The sequence below is a fragment of the Falsibacillus albus genome, from assembly GCF_003668575.1.
Taxonomy (GTDB): domain Bacteria; phylum Bacillota; class Bacilli; order Bacillales; family DSM-25281; genus Falsibacillus; species Falsibacillus albus.
Genome location: NZ_RCVZ01000002.1, coordinates 176,145 through 196,333, shown reverse-complemented (window position 1 = coordinate 196,333; position 20,189 = coordinate 176,145). Strand labels below are relative to the sequence as shown.

The following is a 20,189-nucleotide window of genomic DNA, read 5'->3' as shown; positions in this document are numbered from 1 at the left end:
TAAAAAAGCTGTAGAAGGAGTGATCATATGTCTGTGCGCTTCATCCTTGGCCGTTCGGGAGCAGGGAAAACGTCTTACGTCTTTGATGAAATGGCAGCGTCGCTTGAAGCAAAGCCGAATGGCGCGCCTATCATTTATTTAGTACCGGATCAAATGACATTTTTATCTGAATATCGCCTTGCTAAATCCCCGAATTTAAACGGCATGATCCGTGCTCAAGTGTTTAGTTTTACCAGGCTCGCCTGGAGGGTCCTGCAGGAAACGGGAGGAATGGGCCGCTACCATTTATCCAGCGCCGGATTGAATATGCTCATTCGCAAAATCATAGAAGAGCAAAAAGAGCAATTGAAGCTGTTTGGCCGCGCAGCTGATAAGAATGGTTTCGTACAGCATATTGAGTCAGTGCTGACAGAATTCAAGAGATATTGTGTAGAGCCCGAAGAGCTGATGATTAAACAAGAAGAGCTGGCGAATGAGGGGTATCATCAGTCGCTTGTGGACAAACTCCACGACCTGGAGCTCATCTATACCAAATTCGAAGAAACGTTGTTGGATAAATATATTGATTCTGAAGATTATTTTCGCCTGCTGGCGGAATCCATCCGCCATTCGCCATATTTACAATCTGCTGAAATCTACATCGATGGTTTCCATAGCTTTACTCCTCAGGAATACTTGGTGATTGAAGAATTAATGAAAACTTGTCCAAATGTTTCAATTGCACTTACGTTGGACAAACCATACAGATTTGCCACACCTGATGATCTAGACTTGTTCAGAATGACAGGGGAAACCTACGAAAGTTTATATCAGATTGCTTCTGCTCTGGGGATTCCACTTGAGGAAAAGGTCATGGAATCCAGCTTGCGCTATGAGGGGAATAGTTTATTGCACCTTGAAAGGAATTTCGAACATCGCCCCGCGATCCCATTTCAAGGGGAGCTGGATATAGAATTATGGCAAGCTTCCAACCGTCGATCTGAAATCGAGGGCATTGCAAGGAAAATCAGAAGTCTTATCCAGGAATCCAACTACCGCTATCAGGATATTGCGATATTAGTAAGGAATGGGCACGATTATCAGGATGTATTTGAAACTATTTTTTATGATTATGACATTCCATACTTTATCGACCAAAAGCGCCCTATGCTCAATCACCCTTTGATCGAGCTCATCCGTTCAACCATTGAAATCCTCAATAGCAATTGGAGATATGAACCGGTTTTCAGGGCCGTGAAAACCGATTTGCTGTTTCCGCTCAACAGCCGCGATCAGGGTTTGAGGGAGAAGATGGACCGGCTTGAAAATTATGTGTTGGCAAATGGAATCAAAGGAAGCCAGTGGACAAATAAAAATCGATGGGTTTATAGAAGATTCAGAGGGCTGGAATTAACGGATGTCCCGCAAACAGACCAGGAACGGAGCATAGAGCATGAAATCAATGAATTGAGGCTTTTTATATCAGCTCCGATCCTCCGTCTGTCGAGAAGGTTGAAAAAGGCAAGCGCCGGAAGGGATTTCGGGGAAGCGCTGTTTCTTTTTTTAGAGGAATTAGATATTCCATCGAAACTTGAGAAACTGAGGATGGATGCAGAGGAAAAAGGAAATCTGGTTCTCGCCCGTGAACATGATCAAGCATGGAATGCCGTGATCGAATTATTGGATCAGTTCGTGGAAATGGTTGGATCTGAACGATTTACCCTTAAGAAATTCTCCACGGTATTGGATTCGGGTCTTGAATCGATGAAGTTTTCCATTGTCCCGCCTGCGATGGATCAAGTAATCATTGCAAACCTTGAATTATCAAGGTTATCAGAAGTGAAGGCAGCGTTTGTCATTGGATTGAACGATGGTATCATGCCAGCGAAAATATCGGAAGAAGGTGTTTTTGCGGATGATGATCGGGAAAGGCTATTTCAAAGCGGGATCATGGTTGGACCCAGCAGCAGAAGAAAGCTTCTTGATGAAGATTTTATCGCCTACAAGGCATTTACCACGCCTTCTCGCCATCTTTTCCTTTCTTATCCTTTGGCAAATGAAGAAGGGAGGGCTTTACTCCCTTCCCCATATATAAAGAGGCTGAAAGAAATGTTCCCGGGAATTGATGAAAAAATGATTGTTAACGACCCTGCGGATCTATTTTCCTCCGAGCAATTGGAATATATATCACACCCGAATGTATCGATTGCTTACTTAACGACGCAGCTGCAGTTGAAAAAGAATCATTACCCGATTGCCGGCTTTTGGTGGGATGTCTACAACTTTTATATGGAGCATCCTCAATGGCATTCTAAGGCAAAGCATATTCTCTCGAGCCTATACTTTCAAAATAAAGCCAAACCGATATCGGAAGCAGCGAGCAAAGAGCTGTATGGAGAAGAAATTTTGGCCAGCGTTTCAAGGATGGAAATGTTTCACGGCTGTCCTTTTTCCCACTTTGCCCGCCATGGTCTCAAGCTTCAAGATCGTGAAATATTCAGGTTGGAAGCTCCGGATATCGGAGAAATGTTCCATGGAGCCCTTAAGTGGATTGCTGATGAAGTGACCAGGCTGAATTTATCGTGGTCAAGTTTATCGCAGGAACAGTGCACCATGCTGGCAAAGGAAGCTGTCAATGTATTGGCTCCGAAGCTTCAGCATCAAATCCTTCTCAGTTCCAACAGACATCATTATATTAAAAAGAAGTTGGAAAATGTCATCAGCCGTGCCTCCATAGTACTTAGCCAGCATGCAAAAGCGAGCGGATTCGCCCCGATAGGTCTTGAACTTGGATTCGGCCCGAAAGGAAGCTTGCCGCCATTTACTTTTACATTGAAAAATGGAATAAAGATGGCGCTGCAAGGAAGGATCGACCGCATCGATAAATCAGAAAATCAACAAGGCACCTTCCTTCGGGTCATTGATTATAAGTCAAGCGCCAAATCATTGGACTATACAGAGGTTTATTACGGACTGGCTTTGCAGATGCTCACGTATTTGGACATTGCCATTACCCATTCCAAGCATTTGGTCGGCACGGAAGCCCTGCCGGCAGGCGTCCTATATTTCCATGTGCACAATCCGGTTGTAAAGGCCAATTCCTTTATGACCATGGAGGAAATTGAACAGGAAATCTATAAGAGTTTTAAAATGAAGGGACTTATCCTTGACGACCCTGATATTGTCAGATTGATGGATCGTACATTGGAAAGCGGATCCTCAGAAGTCATTTCCGCCGGTTTGAAGAAGGACGGTACATTGACGGCCAATTCTCAAAGTGCGTCAAAGGAAGATTTGCAGTACATGAGAAAATATGTAAGGAAAATTTACGAAAAAACAGGGAATGACATCACCTCTGGGCTGGTGGACATTGCTCCATACAAGCTGAAAGATCGCACACCTTGTCAATTCTGTTCGTTTAAGCCGGTTTGCCAATTCGATCAATCAATGGAAGGGAACCAATTCCGGATACTGCCGCAGCATAAGCAAGATGAAATCATGGCTAACATTAGAGAGGAGGTTGATGAAGATGGTCAAATCACTGATACCAATTAAGCCGGATGGCGTCACTTGGACCGATGACCAATGGCGTGCCATTCATGCCAAGGATCAAGATATTTTAGTGGCAGCTGCAGCCGGCTCAGGGAAAACAGCTGTATTAGTCGAAAGGATCATCGGGAAAATCCTTTCAGAAACCGAACCGCTGGATGTCGATGAATTGTTGGTTGTAACATTCACCAATGCATCCGCCGCCGAAATGCGCCATCGAATCGGGGAAGCACTTGAAAAAGCAATCGATGAAAATCCAGCTTCCCATCATTTGCGCAGACAATTGAGCCTGCTTAACAGGGCTTCCATCTCCACGCTTCATTCTTTTTGCTTGGAGGTCATCAGGAAATATTATTATTTGATTGATATCGATCCTGGTTTCAGGATCGCCGACGGAACGGAAGGAGAGCTATTAAGGGATGAAGCGCTCGACGATCTGTTTGAAGAAGAGTATGGAAAAGAAGAAAATGAGCGTTTTTACCGTCTTGTGGATACTTTTACTAGCGACCGCAGTGATGCAGCATTGCAGGATATGGTGCGGCGGCTTTATGATTTTTCCCGTTCACATCCAAATCCAGATCTTTGGCTTGATCATCTCGTATCCATGTATGATGTTGAAGGGATCGAGACCATTGAACAGCTTTCATTCGAACCCTACTTAAAAAAAGATATTAAGCTGCAGCTGGAGGGAGCAAAATCCATTCTCCTCCAAGCGCTGGAAATGACGAAAATTCCAGGCGGTCCTTCACCGCGTGCGGAAAATTACATCGATGACATAGCCATAGTCGAACGACTTCTAGAGTCATGGAATAAATCCTGGAATGATTTATACCTGGAAATGAACGCTTGGAGTTTCTCAAGGGCGAAATCATGCCGTGGAGATGAATATGACAAGGATTTAACGAAAGAAGCGGACGACTTAAGAAAAAAAGCGAAAGCCATTTTAGAAAAGCTGAAGGGAGAACTATTCTCACGCAAACCCGAGTCGTTTCTGAAGGATATGGCAGAAATGAAAGACGTCATTCATGCTCTTGTTGATTTGGTAAAGGCCTTTTCCATCCGCTTCAAAGGAATGAAGACAGAGAAAGGGTTAGTCGACTTCTCTGATTTGGAGCACTTTTGCTTGGATATCTTAAGAACCTCCCCACAGGGCATGTCGCCTTCAGAATCAGCCCTGACATATAGAAATCAATTCAAAGAAATCTTGGTCGATGAATATCAAGATACCAACATGGTCCAAGAGACAATCCTGCAATTGGTTTCTGCCGAAGGGGAGAGTGACGGAAACCTATTTATGGTAGGGGATGTGAAACAATCCATTTATCGATTCAGGCTGGCAGAGCCGAATCTATTTCTATCGAAGTATAATCGTTTCCGCCCAGATGGAAATGGAACAGGCATGAAGATCGATTTAGCCAAAAACTTCAGGAGCCGAAAAGAGGTTTTATCCGGTACAAATTATTTATTCAAGCAGATCATGGGAGTTGAGGTCGGGGAAATTGAGTATGATGCCAATGCTGAACTTGTATTGGGAGCTTCATATCCTGAAGATGAAGAATATCCAATTGAAATCCAGCTCGTCGATTTAGCGGATGACGGCAGTGCCACGGAAATCGAGGAGGATTCCGATGCAGCCAGCGAAGAGGATTTGGAGCAATCACAGCTTGAGGCAAGACTCATTGCCAACAGGATCAAAGAATTGATAGAATCCGAAAAACAAATTTACGATCCAAAGAAGAAAGCTTATCGTCCGATCCAATATAAGGACATCGTATTGCTGCTAAGATCAATGCCGTGGGCTCCGGTCATCATGGAAGAGTTTAAGGAAGCCGGCATCCCGATTTATGCGAATTTGGCTACAGGCTACTTTGATGCGACAGAAATAACGGTCATGCTCTCGCTCCTTAAAATCATCGATAACCCATACCAGGATATTCCCATGGCGGCTGTATTGCGCTCGCCAATCGTGGGCTTAGAAGAAGAAGAGCTTGCTGCCATCCGGAAATCAAATTCCATTGGTGCATTTTATGAGGCTGTCAAAAAAATGGTTCAACAAAAGGAAGCAAAGAATCATGAAGAATTGGCGGATAAGCTGGAAAAATTCTTACTGCAGCTCGATGGATGGAGGACGCTTGCAAGGCAGGGGGCACTGTCCGATTTGATTTGGCAGCTGTATCGGGACACCAGATATTACGATTTTGTCGGCGGTCTGCCGGGAGGAAAGCAGAGACAGGCGAACTTGAGGGCATTGTATGATCGTGCAAGACAGTACGAATCAACTTCATTCAGGGGACTTTTCCGCTTTTTAAGATTCATCGATCGAATGAGAGAGCGTGGAGACGATCTCGGTACAGCCCGGGCATTAAGTGAAGGCGAGGATGTCGTCAGGCTGATGACGATTCATTCAAGTAAAGGCCTTGAATTTCCTGTCGTCTTTTTGGCAGGGCTTTCGAGGAATTTTAACATGATGGATTTGAATTCTCCTTATTTATTGGATAAAGATTTGGGGCTGGCAGCTAAATATATGAACCCTGAAAAGCGAATCACATATCCTTCCCTGCCGCAGCTGGCATTTAAAAGGAAAATGCGGTTGGAGTTGATTTCTGAAGAAATGCGGGTCTTGTATGTTGCCTTAACACGTGCAAAAGAGAAACTATATTTAATTGGGAGCCATAAAGAGCTTTCAAAAACCGTGAAGAAGTGGAGAAGCAGCCCGGCATTGGATCAATGGCTGTTGAAGGACTATGACCGTGCCCAAGCCAAGTCTTACTTGGATTGGATCGGCCCTGCCTTGATCAGGCATGCCGATGTTTCCCTATTGGGAGATGGCAGCCAAAGCATTTCCGCACTCCTGCCTGAAGGCATGAAGGAACACCCATCACGCTGGAAGGTCAGCATCCACCACAAATCGATTTTACAATCAGAAGTAAAACCATCGGAAGCAGAAAAAGACTGGCAGGAGTTTGTGAAGGAAGGAAAAGTTTATCCAGAACACTCACCTGAAAAAGATAAGATTATCACAAGTCTTAATTGGTCCTATCCATACAAGGATGCAACGAAAAAACGTTCGAAGCAATCAGTATCCGAATTGAAGAGGATGTTGGAGATTCGTGATGCAGAAAGTGATACAACGCTTCTTAATAAAATGCAGAAGCCTGTTTTGAAAAGGCCGAGGTTCATGCAGGAGGAAAAACTCAGTCCCGCTGAACGCGGTACGGCCATGCATATGGTCATGCAGCACATTCCACTCGGAAAGATGCCGACGGTTCAAACTCTGGAAGAATTGCTTGGCACCATGATAAAAAAAGAGCTGCTGACAGAAGAACAAAAAAATGCCATCAGCATCGAGGAAATTGCAGCCTTTTTCCATACAGAAATCGGCAAGAAAATGATTTATGCCAAAAAGGTATACCGTGAAATTCCATTCAGCATCGCCGTACCAGCTGATGAGATTTATCCCGATTGGCAAAAAGGACAAGAGGATGTATTGGTCCAGGGGATCATCGATTGTGTCATACAGGACGAATATGGACTTACCATTTTAGACTATAAGACAGATACCATTCATGAACGCTACAAAGGTGGTTTCGAAGAAGCGATGCCAATCTTGGAAAAACGATACCGTGTGCAGCTAGAATTTTATCAAGTGGCAATCGAAAAGATTTGGAAACAGCCCGTTGTAGGGAAATTTCTATTCTTTTTTGATGGTGCACATGTCCTTGAGCTTTGAGGCAACAATAAAGGAACAGCGAAAGAATTCTCGCTGTTCCTTTATTTTATAAGTACCTAATATAAATTTCAGATTATGGCTTAAAAGGGGGAATGATTAATGGGAAAAAGTTCTGTCAAAGGAAAATGTGAGCTTTGTTTGCGGGAGGAAGTAGCTGTAACGGAGCATCATCTCACACCGAAGGAAATGGGGGGAGCGTTTCTCCCGACGGCCATGCTCTGCATCCCTTGTCATAAACAAATCCACGCGCTTTTTACAAATGAGGAGCTCGCGGAAACAATGAATTCGGTTGAGAAGCTAAGAGCCAATCCCCAGCTTTGGAAGTTCATTAAATGGATCAAAAAGCAGCCTGCAAGCAGAATCCCAAAGATGAAAAAATCGAATCATCGAAAAAGAAAAAACTGACCGGACTGCACCTGCCTTCTGTAGAAAGGCGAAGTGGCATCGGTCAGTTTTGATTAATTATTTCCCGCTGTCGGCTGCTCAATGAGACTGTTGTTCAACGTGCCATTTATACTAAAAAATGAAAAGGCATCGAAGAATGATCCCGAATTGATTGATGCTGCTCCAGTTGTTGATTTGGATGCGCTTTTGGGTGAATTGACGGCTGTATCCCCAAAATGCACAGTTCCTCCGTTTACGCTCATGACTTGGACAGAACCTGAAAACGCTGGCATATACACACCTTCTTTTACAAAATTAATAAACACTTATTTCAACTAGATTATCTAATAGCTTATTCAAATAACCATCTTCTCGTTACCTTCTTTATTCAAACCTTTATTTAGTTGTTTCCGATGATAGGCTGATCGATTAGGCTCGTATCAAGAGTTCCATTCACACTAAAAATTGTATAGGTGAAAAATAAAGCACCCGTATTGAAAGCTCCACTTCCTGCGGTTGTCTTTGCTCCATTTTTGGGTGAAATGACAGCGGTATCCCCGAATTGAACGGTTCCTCCGTTCACGGTCGTTAATTGAACTGGTCCAGTAAAGGCTGGCATATATACACCTTCCTTTTAATAATATTTTTCTTATTCTTGTGTTGTGGAATTATTTAAAGACAGATTCAATTCCTCTTCACGTTCTATCAATTGGCGGATATGATGAGTCCTATTTTCTAAATAGACGTCATTCGTGCTTCCGATATGCAATATTGCAGCATTTGAGATACCGTTAATACGGATTTTATTGACTCTGATCGTGCCATTTGCATTCAATTTATTGATATAAACAGGTTCCCTTTCATGAGGAATGGGAATAGGTTCGTTAAAAATGGGATAATCCTCATAGCTTCCTTCTTCATCAAAAAATAGTTCTCTTTCCCTTTGAGTGGCCAAGACGTTTGATTTGGATCTAATATAACAGGAGTCTCCAATTTCTATTACAGCAGCAAAACCCATTACATCAACAGTCGTATTTTGCACAATGGATTGACGACAAAAGGGGTTCATCATCCTTGAGGCGACAGTGGAACGAATGGACCAACAATAAGTGATTCAGGTGGTGTATCAAAGGTGGAGGCAAGTTGGATGTGGTTTGCATCGCCTACCAACACTAATCCTGAAGCTGAGACTCCAATGATGCGGATTGCATTTACGCATAACTCGCGATTAACGACATTAAGTTCCATCTGGCTTCTTTCCTTTCAATTCATTTGGTAATTGGGCAATGAATGTGTATACCGCCTGTTGGATATCGGCTCTGATTTTCTGCCCAATCACTTCTTCCAATTGTTCTACCGGGTTCTGCTGTCTGGCACTTGGGTGGGAGTGGACATTGATATAGTAGCTTATTCGCTGTGGCAGTTGGCGTTTAATATCATTTTTAATCAATTCATGATACTGTGGGTCGATGTGTGTCTCTAATTGCTCCTCATTATCCTGAATCAAATTGGCTATTTCCTTATCGACGTATTGATTCGCGGCAGCTTCGATATTATCACGCATTCCTTGTGGGAAAGGTGTGACGACGGATTCTGAATTAGCAGGCTGCTGGTCAACTGCAAAATCCTCTATATTTTTCAAGTCGGTTGGATTAAGACCAATATTGAGCGTGCCTTCCAGTGTTTCAACCTTCAGCTGATCGAATTTATATTCCAGCCTCTCCACATTGACAGATGGCTTGCTTTTTAATTGCTCAATCTCCATTTGAATGGATGATATCGTATCTTCCAAGTCTTTTATTTTATTTGTCTGCTTGCTTATATAGTGATACAGCTGATTGATATGTTGATAGAGGTCCTGCATGATGACACCTCACCTTCTAATAAAGTTTTTATACTGGAGAAGCAGGAGGCTGAAATGGCACTAAAGGTTTTTTTATTATAGGGGGTTGCTTAGCTCCTTGTTCAGCCACGACAGTTCCCGGTTTCACTGCTTCAGGTGCGGGTTTGATGTAGCCGCCTGTATTATATAGGTTTGAGGATTCACTAATGGAACCTGCTGTTCCGATTTGAAAAACGGAGGAGTTTGAAACCGAGCCAATTTTGATCATTTGTATTTGAATCGTTTGCTGGACGTAAAATTTCATGCGATCACCACATCATTAAACATTGAAGTAATTTCCTTGATCCAAGCCGTCTTGGTCATACGTATTGGTCGAGGATCGTTCGTTATAAACCGATAGCCCATCTCCGGTATTAAAGGACCCGGCCCCGGCGAAGGTCTTGGAATTGGACAGTGGCTGTATTTGAAAGACATCACCTATATGGAAAACCCCGCTCGATCCAAGGTTGATTACTTGAACGGCTCCAACAAAAGCAGGCATGACCGTTCACATCCTTTACATGATTTCTTACAACATTGTATGAGAGTGAGGAGTAAATGTGATTCATTCGCCTAAAGGAAAATTTCATTGTAAAATGTAAATTGAGATACAGAGAAAAAGGGGAGCTAATATGAGACCTATGCAATCCCATGAACGATTATTATCAATAGACATAATAAGGGGAATTGCTTTGCTCGGAATATTCATGGTCAATATCATCTCATTTCATTCACCGGTATTATACATGAATCCGTTTGAATGGTGGGATCAGCGAAGCGATTTGGGCAGCTATGTTTCGGACGATATATTCATAGAAGGAAGTTTTTACCCCATATTTGCGTTTCTTTTTGGTTTTGGAATGGTGATGATTCAGCAGCGTACTCGATCTATGGGGGATTCATCCTTTAAAATCAGTGCCAGGAGGCTGCTGATCCTGCTCGGCTTTGGCATCATTCATGCTGTTTTTATTTGGTATGGGGATATACTTATCATTTATGCGTTGCTTGGACTTCTTCTTTTGACCGTTTTAAGCATGACGGGCAAGAAATTGGTGCTTTTCGGAATGACGCTGTTTTTGATCCCTAATCTTTTGTTCAGTGTCTATTTGAGTTATTCCGCCATCATCGACCCATATAGCGCAGTAATTTGGTCCGATATCAATGGCATCAAGGATTCGATTTCAGCGTACACATCTTCTTCCTATGCTGCAATCATGCAGCAAAGGATATTTGATTGGTATCATGTGAACAATCCCGGTAATCTAATCTTCATGTTGGTGACGATCTTTCCAATGATGATGATAGGTGCAGGTGCTGCAAAGGAAAAGTGGTTCGAGAATGCAAAGAATTATAAAAAATATTGGGTGGCAGCAGCCGCAGTATTCCTGACCGTTGGCATTTTATTGAAGATGCTTCCGTACATACTTTTAAAGAACACAGTATTTATGTTCATCCAAAACATTCTTGGCGGGCCAATGCTGGGAATCGGCTATCTTGCCCTATTGGTTCTACTGACGATGATCCCGCACAGTCAAAAATTGTTGAAGCCGTTTGCTATGGCCGGTAGAATGTCGTTGACCATTTATATCAGTCAATCTATTGTGGGGTCATTCATTTTTTATGGATATGGACTCAACCTTTACAACGATATGGATCTATCCACGAGCATCGAGCTTGCCATCGGAATTTATTTTATCCAGGTCATTGCAGCGGAAATTTGGTTTATCAAGTTCAAACAAGGTCCACTTGAATCCATTTGGAAAAAAGCAGCCTACCGAAGTAAATAAAAGTGATATCATAATAATCATAAAAGGCTGTTTTCTCAAAGATTGTTGTTTTTACCAGTTTTTCTTTAAAATAACTCATCATATGAAGTTGATTGGAGCGGAAGGTGCGAGACTCCGGAGGGAACAGCGGGCCGGGTGAGACCACTCGGAAAATAGAGCAGCCTGCAGCGGAAATCAACCTTACACAACCTTTGATGTATAGCAACAAACTTTACGAAAAGAGCGTTTACGAAAAACCCTAATATTAATGAAAGAAGAGGTGCAGCAAATGAAATTTGTATCGTATTCAATCGACGGAGCGTTGAGCTATGGAGTTTTATCAGACTTTGAAGACTTTATATGGGATTTACCTTCCATCCAACAAAAATATGAATCTCCAAAACTTCCTGAATCACTGTTGGAAGGGATAAAAATGGGTGAAAGCTTTATGGATGCAGTCAAGGATGCCTTGGAATTTGGACAAACTCAGGACGACTGCTCATCATTCAAAATTTCCTTGGAAAAAGTGGCTTTTGCTGCCCCAATACCGCGTCCTGGCAAAAATATCATGTGTGTCGGTAAGAATTACCGCGACCATGCAATCGAACTGGGGAGTGAAGCAGATATCCCGAGTCATATCATGATGTTCACGAAAGCGCCTACAACGGTGATCGGACATGAGGGGTTGATCGATTGCCATTCCGATGTGACTTCTGAGCTTGACTATGAAGGGGAACTTGCGGTCGTGATCGGCAAAGAAGGGAAGAACATCCGTAGGGATCATGCACTTGAACACGTGTTTGGCTATACGATTGTCAATGACATCACTGCACGGGATTTGCAATCAAGGCATAAGCAATTCTTTATCGGAAAAAGTTTGGATACATTCTGTCCAATGGGACCGAGCATCACGCACGCATCGATGATCGAAGACCCCGGTCAGCTGAAAATCACCACAACCGTCAATGGAGAGGTCCGCCAGCAATCAGATACCTCCCATTTCATTTTCCCGATTGACGAAATCATTTCAGAACTGTCAAAAGGCATGACCCTGGAGCCGGGGGACATCATCGCCACTGGAACACCGGCTGGCGTGGGGAAAGGCTTTAAGCCTCCGCGATTTTTAAAATCTGGTGATGAAATCGTCATAGAAATCGAGAACATCGGAATTTTAAAGAATAAAGTAAAATAATGATAGGTTCTTATTTCTACTTTTTCCTTTCTCTATGGTATGATATTGAGAGCAATGAAGTAGGAAACTATAAAAGGAGGGATGCCCGCATGATGGCTACGACGCATCTTCATATCACCACTTGGGCAATTGCGATCATTTTATTTTTCGTCGCGTTATCCTTACATAAAAGTAATAACGCTAAAGGATTTAAGATTGTACACATGATCCTGCGAGTATTTTACATTTTAATCATCATCTCTGGAGCACTATTGTATCCGGTAGGGAATCCAAATGCGAATCATATGTTGTATGGAATCAAGGTCCTGACAGGGCTAGTGGTCATTTCCATGTTTGAAATGATTTTGATCCGTACATCTAAGGGTAAGAGCACAGGGGCTTTATGGACCATTTTCATCATTGCCATTGTTGCTGTACTTTACTTGGGACTGAGCCTTCCATTGGGATGGCACCCGTTCTACAATCCTAGCTAAAAAAGAGCCGTCATGGCTCTTTTTTTTTGTGGGAAAATGGTGGTGGGCCAGAGTTGGAAATCTGGATGTTAAACTATGTACATTTTACAGAATGACCGAGCATTCACAAGCAAAAGGGGAAGAGCTCCGTCGGTGAACGTGCTCGAAAGTATGTAGGAAAGCGAGAAAAGGGCAAGAGAAAGGGGGATCGTGCCCAAAACGGGGAAGGAAAGCTGGAAAAGGGACCAATCAAACGATAATTGTACTTAAAATGAAGCCAAAATGCTTTTGAAAAACTGAAAAGCTTGAAAATAACATGATCAAACAGTTCTAATCCACAGGTATCTGCGAAAAGAGATCATATATCAGCGAAAATTTGATTTTATCTGCGAAATCGCTAATATATCAGCCAAAAATTCAATATATCGATTATTCTACAATTGTCTACAAAGTTCGCATCCACCGTTCCTCCTTAACGATCCAACCAGGCACCCATTCAACTAAAAAAACGCTCCCTCGTATTCGGAAGCGTCCCCAATTTTTAACCAATAAAACAACCTCTTAATTGAATTTTTCAATGATGAATCGTTTTCCTGTGTTCAAGGTCAATTCAAACCGGTCCTGATCCTTTTGGCTGTACCTGAAATGGTGCTGGACTGAACAAATATTTTCACTGTTATCAAACATCAGGAAGTTGACGCCTTCCCTGCGACCTTCTTTACTTAAAAACGAAAGATGATTATGGCAGTAAATGCAGTCGTAAATGGAAAAGTGGGCTGAGTTGAGGCTTGTGATGAATTGGACAAAGGCATCGTCATTCAAGTCATCCAACAGCATTTCCAGGGAAAACACCAAGTTCTTTCTGATCCTGATGGCAGCTGCATGATCAAGTGAAACCGTCCCGTATGGCAATTTGATTTTCCCGTTGTCACGGAGCTTTCCTTTTTCCCATTGGTTGAATCGAAAAACCTCTATTTCATGATCGATATAATATTCCAGCATCGATGCCTCATCGGTTTCCTCATCAAAGAAGACCCACTGGTTGTCAATCATTTCAGCGGTTCCTGCAGTGAAGGCTCGAGTTTGTTTTTCTAAAAATTGATTTCGATCTTGATGATTCACGAAAGAAACCTCCAATATAATATCTTCAATTTCTATTTTTTGACATAGACCCTGCATTTCATACAGGAAGCCCCTGTTATTTTTTTCGGACAAATAACTATTTTTTCATCAAGGCATATGATAAATCATGCCTAATGTTCAGCCGACTTCATTTAGAAAGGGTGTATGCTATGTGCGGCATTACTGGATGGATTCATTTTCAGCATAACTTGACTTCAAGGACAGACATATTAAAGACCATGACGGATACGTTAAAGAAAAGAGGACCGGATGATACAAATATTTGGTCTACCCGGCATGCGGCCTTTGGACACAAACGGCTGGTGGTTGTCGATCCCGAAGGCGGGAAGCAGCCGATGTCAAGAAGCCAAGGTGATCATACTTATACAATTTGCTACAATGGCGAGCTCTACAATACCGAGGATATAAGAAAAGAGCTGCTCTCTAAAGGATATTCGTTTCAAGGTCATTCTGATACAGAAGTTTTGCTGAATGCTTACATTGAATGGCGTGAGAGGTGCGTTGACCACTTGAATGGGATATTCGCCTTTGCAGTATGGGATAGTGAAAAGGAACAGTTGTTCATCGGGCGGGACCGGCTGGGGGTAAAGCCTCTTTTTTATGCAGAGAAAAATAATGGATTCATATTCGGATCGGAAATTAAAGCGGTGCTTGCCCATGAGGATATGAAAGCGGAAATCGATCGGGAAGGGTTATCTGAAATTCTGGGGCTGGGACCATCAAGATCTCCCGGAAATGGCGTCTTCAAAGGGGTAAAGGAGCTGCGGCCCGGTCATGCGCTGACAGTTTCAAGGAATGGTTTGAAGATCTGGAGGTATTGGAATGTAGTAAGTCAGGAACATACAGATACCTTTGATGAAACAGTGGAAAAAGTAGGGTTTTTGTTAAAGGATGCAGTAACCCGCCAATTGGTATCTGATGTGCCATTATGCACTTTCCTATCAGGCGGTTTGGACTCGAGTGCCATCACAGCGATTGCCTCCAATCATTTTAACAGGGAAGGAAAAGGGCCGCTTCATACTTACTCCATTGATTACGAAGGAAATAGTCAATATTTCAAGGCGAACGCTTTTCAGCCAAATTCGGATGGGCCATGGATCGAGCAAATGGTTAAATCCTTCCAGACTAACCACCATTATTGTGAAATCTCCCAAAATGATCTGGTCGACTATCTAGAGGAAGCGGTGGAGGTTCGGGATCTTCCAGGGATGGCTGATGTAGATTCTTCGCTCCTATGGTTTTGCAAAGAAATAAAAAAGGATTTCGTCGTGAGTCTCTCAGGTGAATGTGCAGATGAAATATTCGGGGGATATCCGTGGTTTCACCGGGAAGATGATCTGAACAGAAAAGCATTTCCTTGGATGAGGTCGACGGATGAGAGGCAGGGTCTCCTAAATGATTCGTGGAAGGAGAAGCTGAACCTTGATGAATATGTCCAGATCGTTTATCAGAAAACGGTGGATGAGACACCTCGTTTAGAAGGGGAGACGCCTCTGGAGGCAAGGAGAAGAGAGCTATTCTATTTGAATATGATCTGGTTCATGACGACCCTTCTTGACCGAAAGGACCGGATGAGTATGGGAGCAAGCCTTGAGGTCAGGGTCCCGTTTGCGGACCACCGCTTGGTTGAGTATGCATGGAACATCCCTTGGCAGTGGAAAATGGCGGATGGAAGGGAAAAAGGGCTTCTTCGCAAATCATTGGAGGGCGTTCTCCCAAAAGACATTCTTTATCGAAAAAAAAGCCCATATCCGAAAACTCATCATCCGGTTTATACACAACTTGTACAAAGCAAATTGACCAATCTGCTAAAAAATAAATCGAGCGTCCTTTTTGAACTATTCGACCATAAAAAGCTTCATCAAATCGTCGAGAGCGGCGGGGATGCATTTAAAGTACCATGGTATGGCCAGCTAATGACCGGCCCGCAGCTGTTGGCTTATTTGGTTCAAATTGATGAATGGTTTAAAAAGAATAATATTACTCTGATTGATAGATAAATAATTTCCCTTGAATTTAATCTCAGCGGATTCCAACCTTAGATGAATAGCTTCAATCATATTAAAAAGAAGCATTGGATTGCTGTTGCTTGAATGCGGCAAGACAAAATGCTTCTTTTTTTGTATTTTGCATACTTATCAATTGATAAACATGTAACAGGATTGTATAATAATTGTATAAGTTATGTATAGTAAATGTTTTAAAATAAAATAGAACCTTGTCCAATATATATATCTATAAGGGAAAATGCATTAACATCTTATTGATTTGGAGGCATGAAGAATATGTCGAGGAATATTGTCATTGTCGGCGCGGGACCAGGAGGACTTGCAGCAGGCATGCTATTGTCCAGTAAAGGATACGAAGTGGATATCTTTGAAAAGCAATCCTTTGTCGGTGGAAGAAATGGTTCCATTACTGAGCAGGGTTTCACATTTGATATAGGTCCGACTTTCCTAAGCATGCCCGAAATCGCCATGGAGCTCTTTGAGATGGCTGGCCGGGATCTGGCAGATTACATAGATTTAAAAGAACTTGATTTGATGTACGAACTTATCTTTGAAGGGAAAGCCATAAAGATGTTCCGAACGAAAGAGAAAATGATCAATGAACTGGAAAAACATTTTCCCGGCAGTTCAAAAGGGTATGTGCAATTTATGAAAGATACGAAAGTGAAAATGGATAAGCTTAAGCCGATTTTACAAAACAGGATGGATAAGATCTATCATTATATAAGCCCGAGGGTTTTAAAGGCATTGCCGCGATTATCGCTTGGGAAATCTGTTTATGAGGTATTAAGCGACTACTTTCAGGAAGAAGAATTAAAGTTTGCTTTTACCTTTCAGTCAAAGTATTTGGGCATGTCGCCTTGGGAATGTCCTGGAGCGTTTTCGATCCTCTCCTTTATGGAACATGAATACGGCATCTTTCATCCAATTGGAGGTGTGAACCGATTGTCAAAGGCAATGACTCAAGTTGTTGAGGAAAATGGTGGCCGAATTCATTTAAATAGAGGTGTCCGGAAATTATTGTTGAATGGGAAAAAGGCTGTCGAAGGCGTACTGCTGGAGGATGGCACCAAGGTTTCGGCTTGTCATACGGTTATAAACGGCGATTTTGCCCATAGCATGACAAATCTAGTGGATGATGGAGTTTTGAAGCGGTTCAGCAAGTCAAATCTCAGGAAGAAAAAATACTCCTGTTCAACCTTCATGATTTATTTAGGCCTGGATAAGAAATATGATCTTCCCCATCATACGGTTTGTTTTTCTGAAGATTACCGCAGGAATGTCGAGGAGATCACGAATTCGATGATTCTTTCCGGAGATCCTTCCATATACGTCCAAAATGCCTGTGCAACGGATGAAACACTCGCACCACTCGGCAAATCGACTCTTTATATTTTGGCTCCCGTCCCCAATAATATGAGCGGGATCGATTGGAGTGAAAATAAAGCAGAATTCAGGAACCTTGTACTGAAGACCCTCGAAGAAAAAACTCAGTTCAAGGATATTCAGGATCACATTGAATTCGAGAAGATCATCTCTCCGGTTTCCTGGGAAAAAGATTTCTTTATATATGAAGGGGCAACTTTCAATTTGGGGCATCAGCTCTCCCAGATGATGGCGCTTCGTCCACCGAACAAATTTAAAGAATTAAAGAATTGCTGGCTTGTTGGTGGGGGGACGCACCCAGGCAGCGGCCTGCCGACCATTTTAGAATCAGCTCGCATCACAACGGGATTATTGACAGGCGGTGATAAAAACAGGAGGGAGGAAGTCCTATGAGAGTGTCGGTTGCTGGGGGTGGAATCGGCGGCATGCTGGCGGCGTTGATGCTGGCGCAGGATGGATTTGAAGTATCCGTTTTTGAGAAATCTGAAAAGCTCGGTGGAAGGTTGGCATTCGTCAACCATAAGGGATACAAAATCGATCAGGGACCAACGATTGTTCTTCTGCCAGAAATGCTTAAGCAAATCCTCGGGAAGGCGGGTGTCCTGGAAAAGGAAATTGATTTGATTCCATGTGACCCTCTATATAAAATCCATTTTTCCAGCGGGAAATCTTATACAAAATATAGCGATGAGGAAAAGCAGCTGAAAGAAATCCGTGAATCTTTTCCAGGCAATGAGGCAGGATTTCTCAAATTTATGCGAGACATGAACCGGCGCTATCAAATTGGAAAACCTTCTTTTCTTGAACAATCTTTTTCTAATATCTTGAATTTTTTTAAGCCATCTACTTTGTCATCATTATGGAAATTGAATGCACACCAATCTGTCATGAAGCAGCTCGAGAGTTATTTTGACAACAAACTGATGCAGACGGCCTATGCGCTTCAAACCCTCTATATCGGCGGGAATCCTTTTACGACCCCAGCCATTTACAGCCTTGTCTCTTTCAGTGAACACTTTCACGGGATTCATTACTTAAAAGGTGGATATGCGAATTTAGTAGATATTTTGGAGACGGCATTGAAGCGGGCCAACGTTCGTGTTCATACGAATCATGAAGTGACTGGAATATGCAGAACAGAAGGACGCGCGACAAGTATCATCGCCAATGGGTGTGAGTTTCCGACAGATCTTGTGATCATGAATGGGGATTTTCCGATAGTTGAAAGGATGGTGCAAAAGAATAGGCGACGCTTCACAGCTTCTTCCTCCTGTTTTCTGATTTATATGGGTGTGAATAAGAAATTCGAACATGCGAATGTACACCAGTTTTTCATTGGTGATGATTTTGAAAAAAATATGAAAGAGATTTTTAAGGAAAAGAATGTGCCTTCAGATCCATCCTTTTATGTGTTTCATCCATCTTTGATTGACGATAGTCTAGCGCCGGAAAATAAAGGGGTCCTATATGTTTTGGTACCCGTTCCTTCAGGCGAAGCGATCGAATGGGAAACGGAGAAAGAGCGATTTGCCGATCGCATCATTGCTGAGATGGAGTCGGCTCAATTTTCTGGCCTTCGCAAGGAAATTGAATGGATGACGATAAGGACCCCTCAAGATGCGCTGGCTGATGGGTTGTACCAGGGAGGGAGTTTTGGCATAGCGCCGGAACTGCTTCAATCAGGTCCATTCAGGCCACAAATCAAACCTTTTAAAGAAAACAATATCTATGCTGTCGGAGCTTCGATTCATCCTGGCGGAGGGATTCCAATTGTCATGCAAGGTGCGTCTATGCTGGTGGATGCGATCCGTAAGGAAATGGACACACACGTTGAAAAGAAGGGTGTGAATGCAAGTGCTGGAACTTTCAACCGCATATCAAATATGTGAAGGAATCATAAGAAAACATTCCAAGACATTTTTTAAAGCATTTTCCTTGCTGCCTCGGGAAAAGAAAAACGCCGTGTGGGCCATCTACGCTTTTTGTAGGAAAGTGGATGACATCGTGGATGAAGGACTTTATCCGGAAAAGGGGTTGTTAGCATTTGAAGCTGAATTTCATGCGTTTATGAATCATTGCTTTTCTACTGATGACCCTTTATGGGTAGCTCTTCATGATGTGTTCTCTAACTACCATATGGATCGATCTGCATTCTTGGCAATGATCAAGGGGCAAAAGATGGATCTGGAGGGAAGGCGTTATCAAGATGTGAGCAGCCTCCTTGATTATTCATACCACGTAGCAAGTTCCGTAGGACTGATGCTTTTGCCGGTCTTGGCCCCTGAACGGCAAGATCAATTAAAGCAGGATGCCATTCATTTAGGTTATGCAATGCAAATCACGAACATTTTAAGAGACGTTGGAGAGGATTTGGAAAAAGGGAGGTGCTATCTTCCGGCTGAATTGATGGATAAGCACCATTATTCCATGAGTGATTTACACCTTCATAGAATGAATTCTTCTTTTATTGCAGTTTGGGAGGAGCTGGCGGTGAAGGCTGAGCGTTATTATGAGCTCGCTCTGTCTACCATGCATTTGTACCCGTTGGATTCCCGGATTCCTGTTAAAGGGGCCGCTTTATTGTATCGTGCCATTCTTGATCAAATTAGGATCAGCCAATACGAGGTATTTAAGGAGAAGCAATCTGTTTCAAATGAAGAGAAAACCAAGATAATGGCGATGATTTAACGAAGATTTTTCATAAAAAAGGGGAGTTC

At 42.7% G+C, this 20,189-nt stretch carries 18 protein-coding genes; 10 read left to right on the top strand and 8 right to left on the bottom strand.

Annotated elements, in window-relative coordinates; genetic code table 11:
* The first annotated feature begins 27 nt into the window (after positions 1-27).
* The 3 genes from addB (at position 28) to D9X91_RS03590 (ending at position 7,663) form a co-directional block, all read left to right on the top strand.
* Entirely contained in the window at positions 28-3,534 is a 3,507-nt protein-coding gene (addB, locus tag D9X91_RS03600; protein ID WP_121679199.1) for a helicase-exonuclease AddAB subunit AddB, read from the top strand.
* Positions 3,509-7,258: a helicase-exonuclease AddAB subunit AddA gene (gene addA, locus D9X91_RS03595; protein WP_121679198.1), complete on the top strand. Its 3,750-nt coding sequence runs from the start codon at positions 3,509-3,511 to the stop codon at positions 7,256-7,258. The genes addB and addA overlap by 26 nt, the downstream gene beginning before the upstream one ends.
* A 99-nt stretch (positions 7,259-7,357) precedes the next feature.
* Positions 7,358-7,663: an HNH endonuclease gene (locus D9X91_RS03590; protein ID WP_121679197.1), complete on the top strand. Its 306-nt coding sequence runs from the start codon at positions 7,358-7,360 to the stop codon at positions 7,661-7,663.
* A 53-nt stretch (positions 7,664-7,716) separates the two neighbouring features.
* Here D9X91_RS03590 and D9X91_RS03585 read toward each other — a convergent pair whose 3' ends face one another.
* The 7 genes from D9X91_RS03585 to D9X91_RS03555 form a co-directional block, all read right to left on the bottom strand.
* Positions 7,717-7,935, bottom strand: a complete 219-nt coding sequence (locus D9X91_RS03585; RefSeq protein WP_121679196.1) for a spore germination protein — start codon at positions 7,933-7,935, stop codon at positions 7,717-7,719.
* A 107-nt stretch (positions 7,936-8,042) separates the two neighbouring features.
* Complete coding sequence (locus tag D9X91_RS03580; protein ID WP_121679195.1) at positions 8,043-8,261, bottom strand: spore germination protein; 219 nt, start codon at positions 8,259-8,261, stop codon at positions 8,043-8,045.
* Between the two features lie 30 nt (positions 8,262-8,291).
* The gene (locus tag D9X91_RS03575) at positions 8,292-8,711 is read right to left on the bottom strand and encodes a spore germination protein GerPE (RefSeq protein ID WP_158598226.1); all 420 of its coding nucleotides are present in this window, start codon (positions 8,709-8,711) and stop codon (positions 8,292-8,294) included.
* Positions 8,711-8,890, bottom strand: a complete 180-nt coding sequence (locus D9X91_RS03570; protein WP_121679193.1) for a spore gernimation protein GerPD — start codon at positions 8,888-8,890, stop codon at positions 8,711-8,713. The genes D9X91_RS03575 and D9X91_RS03570 overlap by 1 nt, the downstream gene beginning before the upstream one ends.
* Positions 8,880-9,506 carry a spore germination protein GerPC gene (gerPC, locus tag D9X91_RS03565; protein ID WP_121679192.1) on the bottom strand — a complete coding sequence of 209 codons (627 nt, stop codon included), beginning with the start codon at positions 9,504-9,506 and terminating at the stop codon, positions 8,880-8,882. The genes D9X91_RS03570 and gerPC overlap by 11 nt, the downstream gene beginning before the upstream one ends.
* Before the next feature lie 28 nt (positions 9,507-9,534).
* A complete protein-coding gene (locus D9X91_RS03560; RefSeq protein ID WP_121679191.1) occupies positions 9,535-9,789 on the bottom strand; it encodes a spore germination protein GerPB in 255 nt (84 codons plus the stop codon).
* Positions 9,790-9,804: 15 nt separating this feature from the next.
* Positions 9,805-10,026: a spore germination protein gene (locus D9X91_RS03555; protein WP_121679190.1), complete on the bottom strand. Its 222-nt coding sequence runs from the start codon at positions 10,024-10,026 to the stop codon at positions 9,805-9,807.
* A gap of 130 nt (positions 10,027-10,156) precedes the next feature.
* Between D9X91_RS03555 and D9X91_RS03550 the strand changes: the two genes are divergently transcribed.
* The 3 genes from D9X91_RS03550 (at position 10,157) to D9X91_RS03540 (ending at position 12,955) form a co-directional block, all read left to right on the top strand.
* On the top strand, positions 10,157-11,311 hold the full coding sequence (locus D9X91_RS03550; protein WP_121679189.1) for a DUF418 domain-containing protein: 1,155 nt from the start codon (positions 10,157-10,159) through the stop codon (positions 11,309-11,311).
* Positions 11,312-11,579: 268 nt separating this feature from the next.
* Positions 11,580-12,482, top strand: a complete 903-nt coding sequence (locus D9X91_RS03545) for a fumarylacetoacetate hydrolase family protein (RefSeq protein ID WP_121679188.1) — start codon at positions 11,580-11,582, stop codon at positions 12,480-12,482.
* An 89-nt stretch (positions 12,483-12,571) separates the two neighbouring features.
* The gene (locus D9X91_RS03540; RefSeq protein WP_121679187.1) at positions 12,572-12,955 is read left to right on the top strand and encodes a YisL family protein; all 384 of its coding nucleotides are present in this window, start codon (positions 12,572-12,574) and stop codon (positions 12,953-12,955) included.
* Between the two features lie 540 nt (positions 12,956-13,495).
* Here D9X91_RS03540 and D9X91_RS03535 read toward each other — a convergent pair.
* Complete coding sequence (locus D9X91_RS03535) at positions 13,496-14,056, bottom strand: DUF2777 domain-containing protein (protein WP_121679186.1); 561 nt, start codon at positions 14,054-14,056, stop codon at positions 13,496-13,498.
* Positions 14,057-14,226: 170 nt separating this feature from the next.
* On the opposite strand from D9X91_RS03535, the gene asnB reads away from it, so the two are divergent.
* The 4 genes from asnB to D9X91_RS03515 all read left to right on the top strand — a co-directional run bounded on the left by asnB (position 14,227) and on the right by D9X91_RS03515 (position 20,160).
* Entirely contained in the window at positions 14,227-16,077 is a 1,851-nt protein-coding gene (gene asnB, locus D9X91_RS03530; RefSeq protein ID WP_121679185.1) for an asparagine synthase (glutamine-hydrolyzing), read from the top strand.
* A 285-nt stretch (positions 16,078-16,362) separates the two neighbouring features.
* The gene (locus D9X91_RS03525; RefSeq protein ID WP_121679184.1) at positions 16,363-17,865 is read left to right on the top strand and encodes a phytoene desaturase family protein; all 1,503 of its coding nucleotides are present in this window, start codon (positions 16,363-16,365) and stop codon (positions 17,863-17,865) included.
* A complete protein-coding gene (locus D9X91_RS03520) occupies positions 17,862-19,361 on the top strand; it encodes a phytoene desaturase family protein (protein WP_121679183.1) in 1,500 nt (499 codons plus the stop codon). The genes D9X91_RS03525 and D9X91_RS03520 overlap by 4 nt, the downstream gene beginning before the upstream one ends.
* On the top strand, positions 19,321-20,160 hold the full coding sequence (locus D9X91_RS03515; RefSeq protein ID WP_121679182.1) for a phytoene/squalene synthase family protein: 840 nt from the start codon (positions 19,321-19,323) through the stop codon (positions 20,158-20,160). Before D9X91_RS03520 ends, D9X91_RS03515 begins: the two co-directional genes overlap by 41 nt.
* Positions 20,161-20,189: the final 29 nt, after the last annotated feature.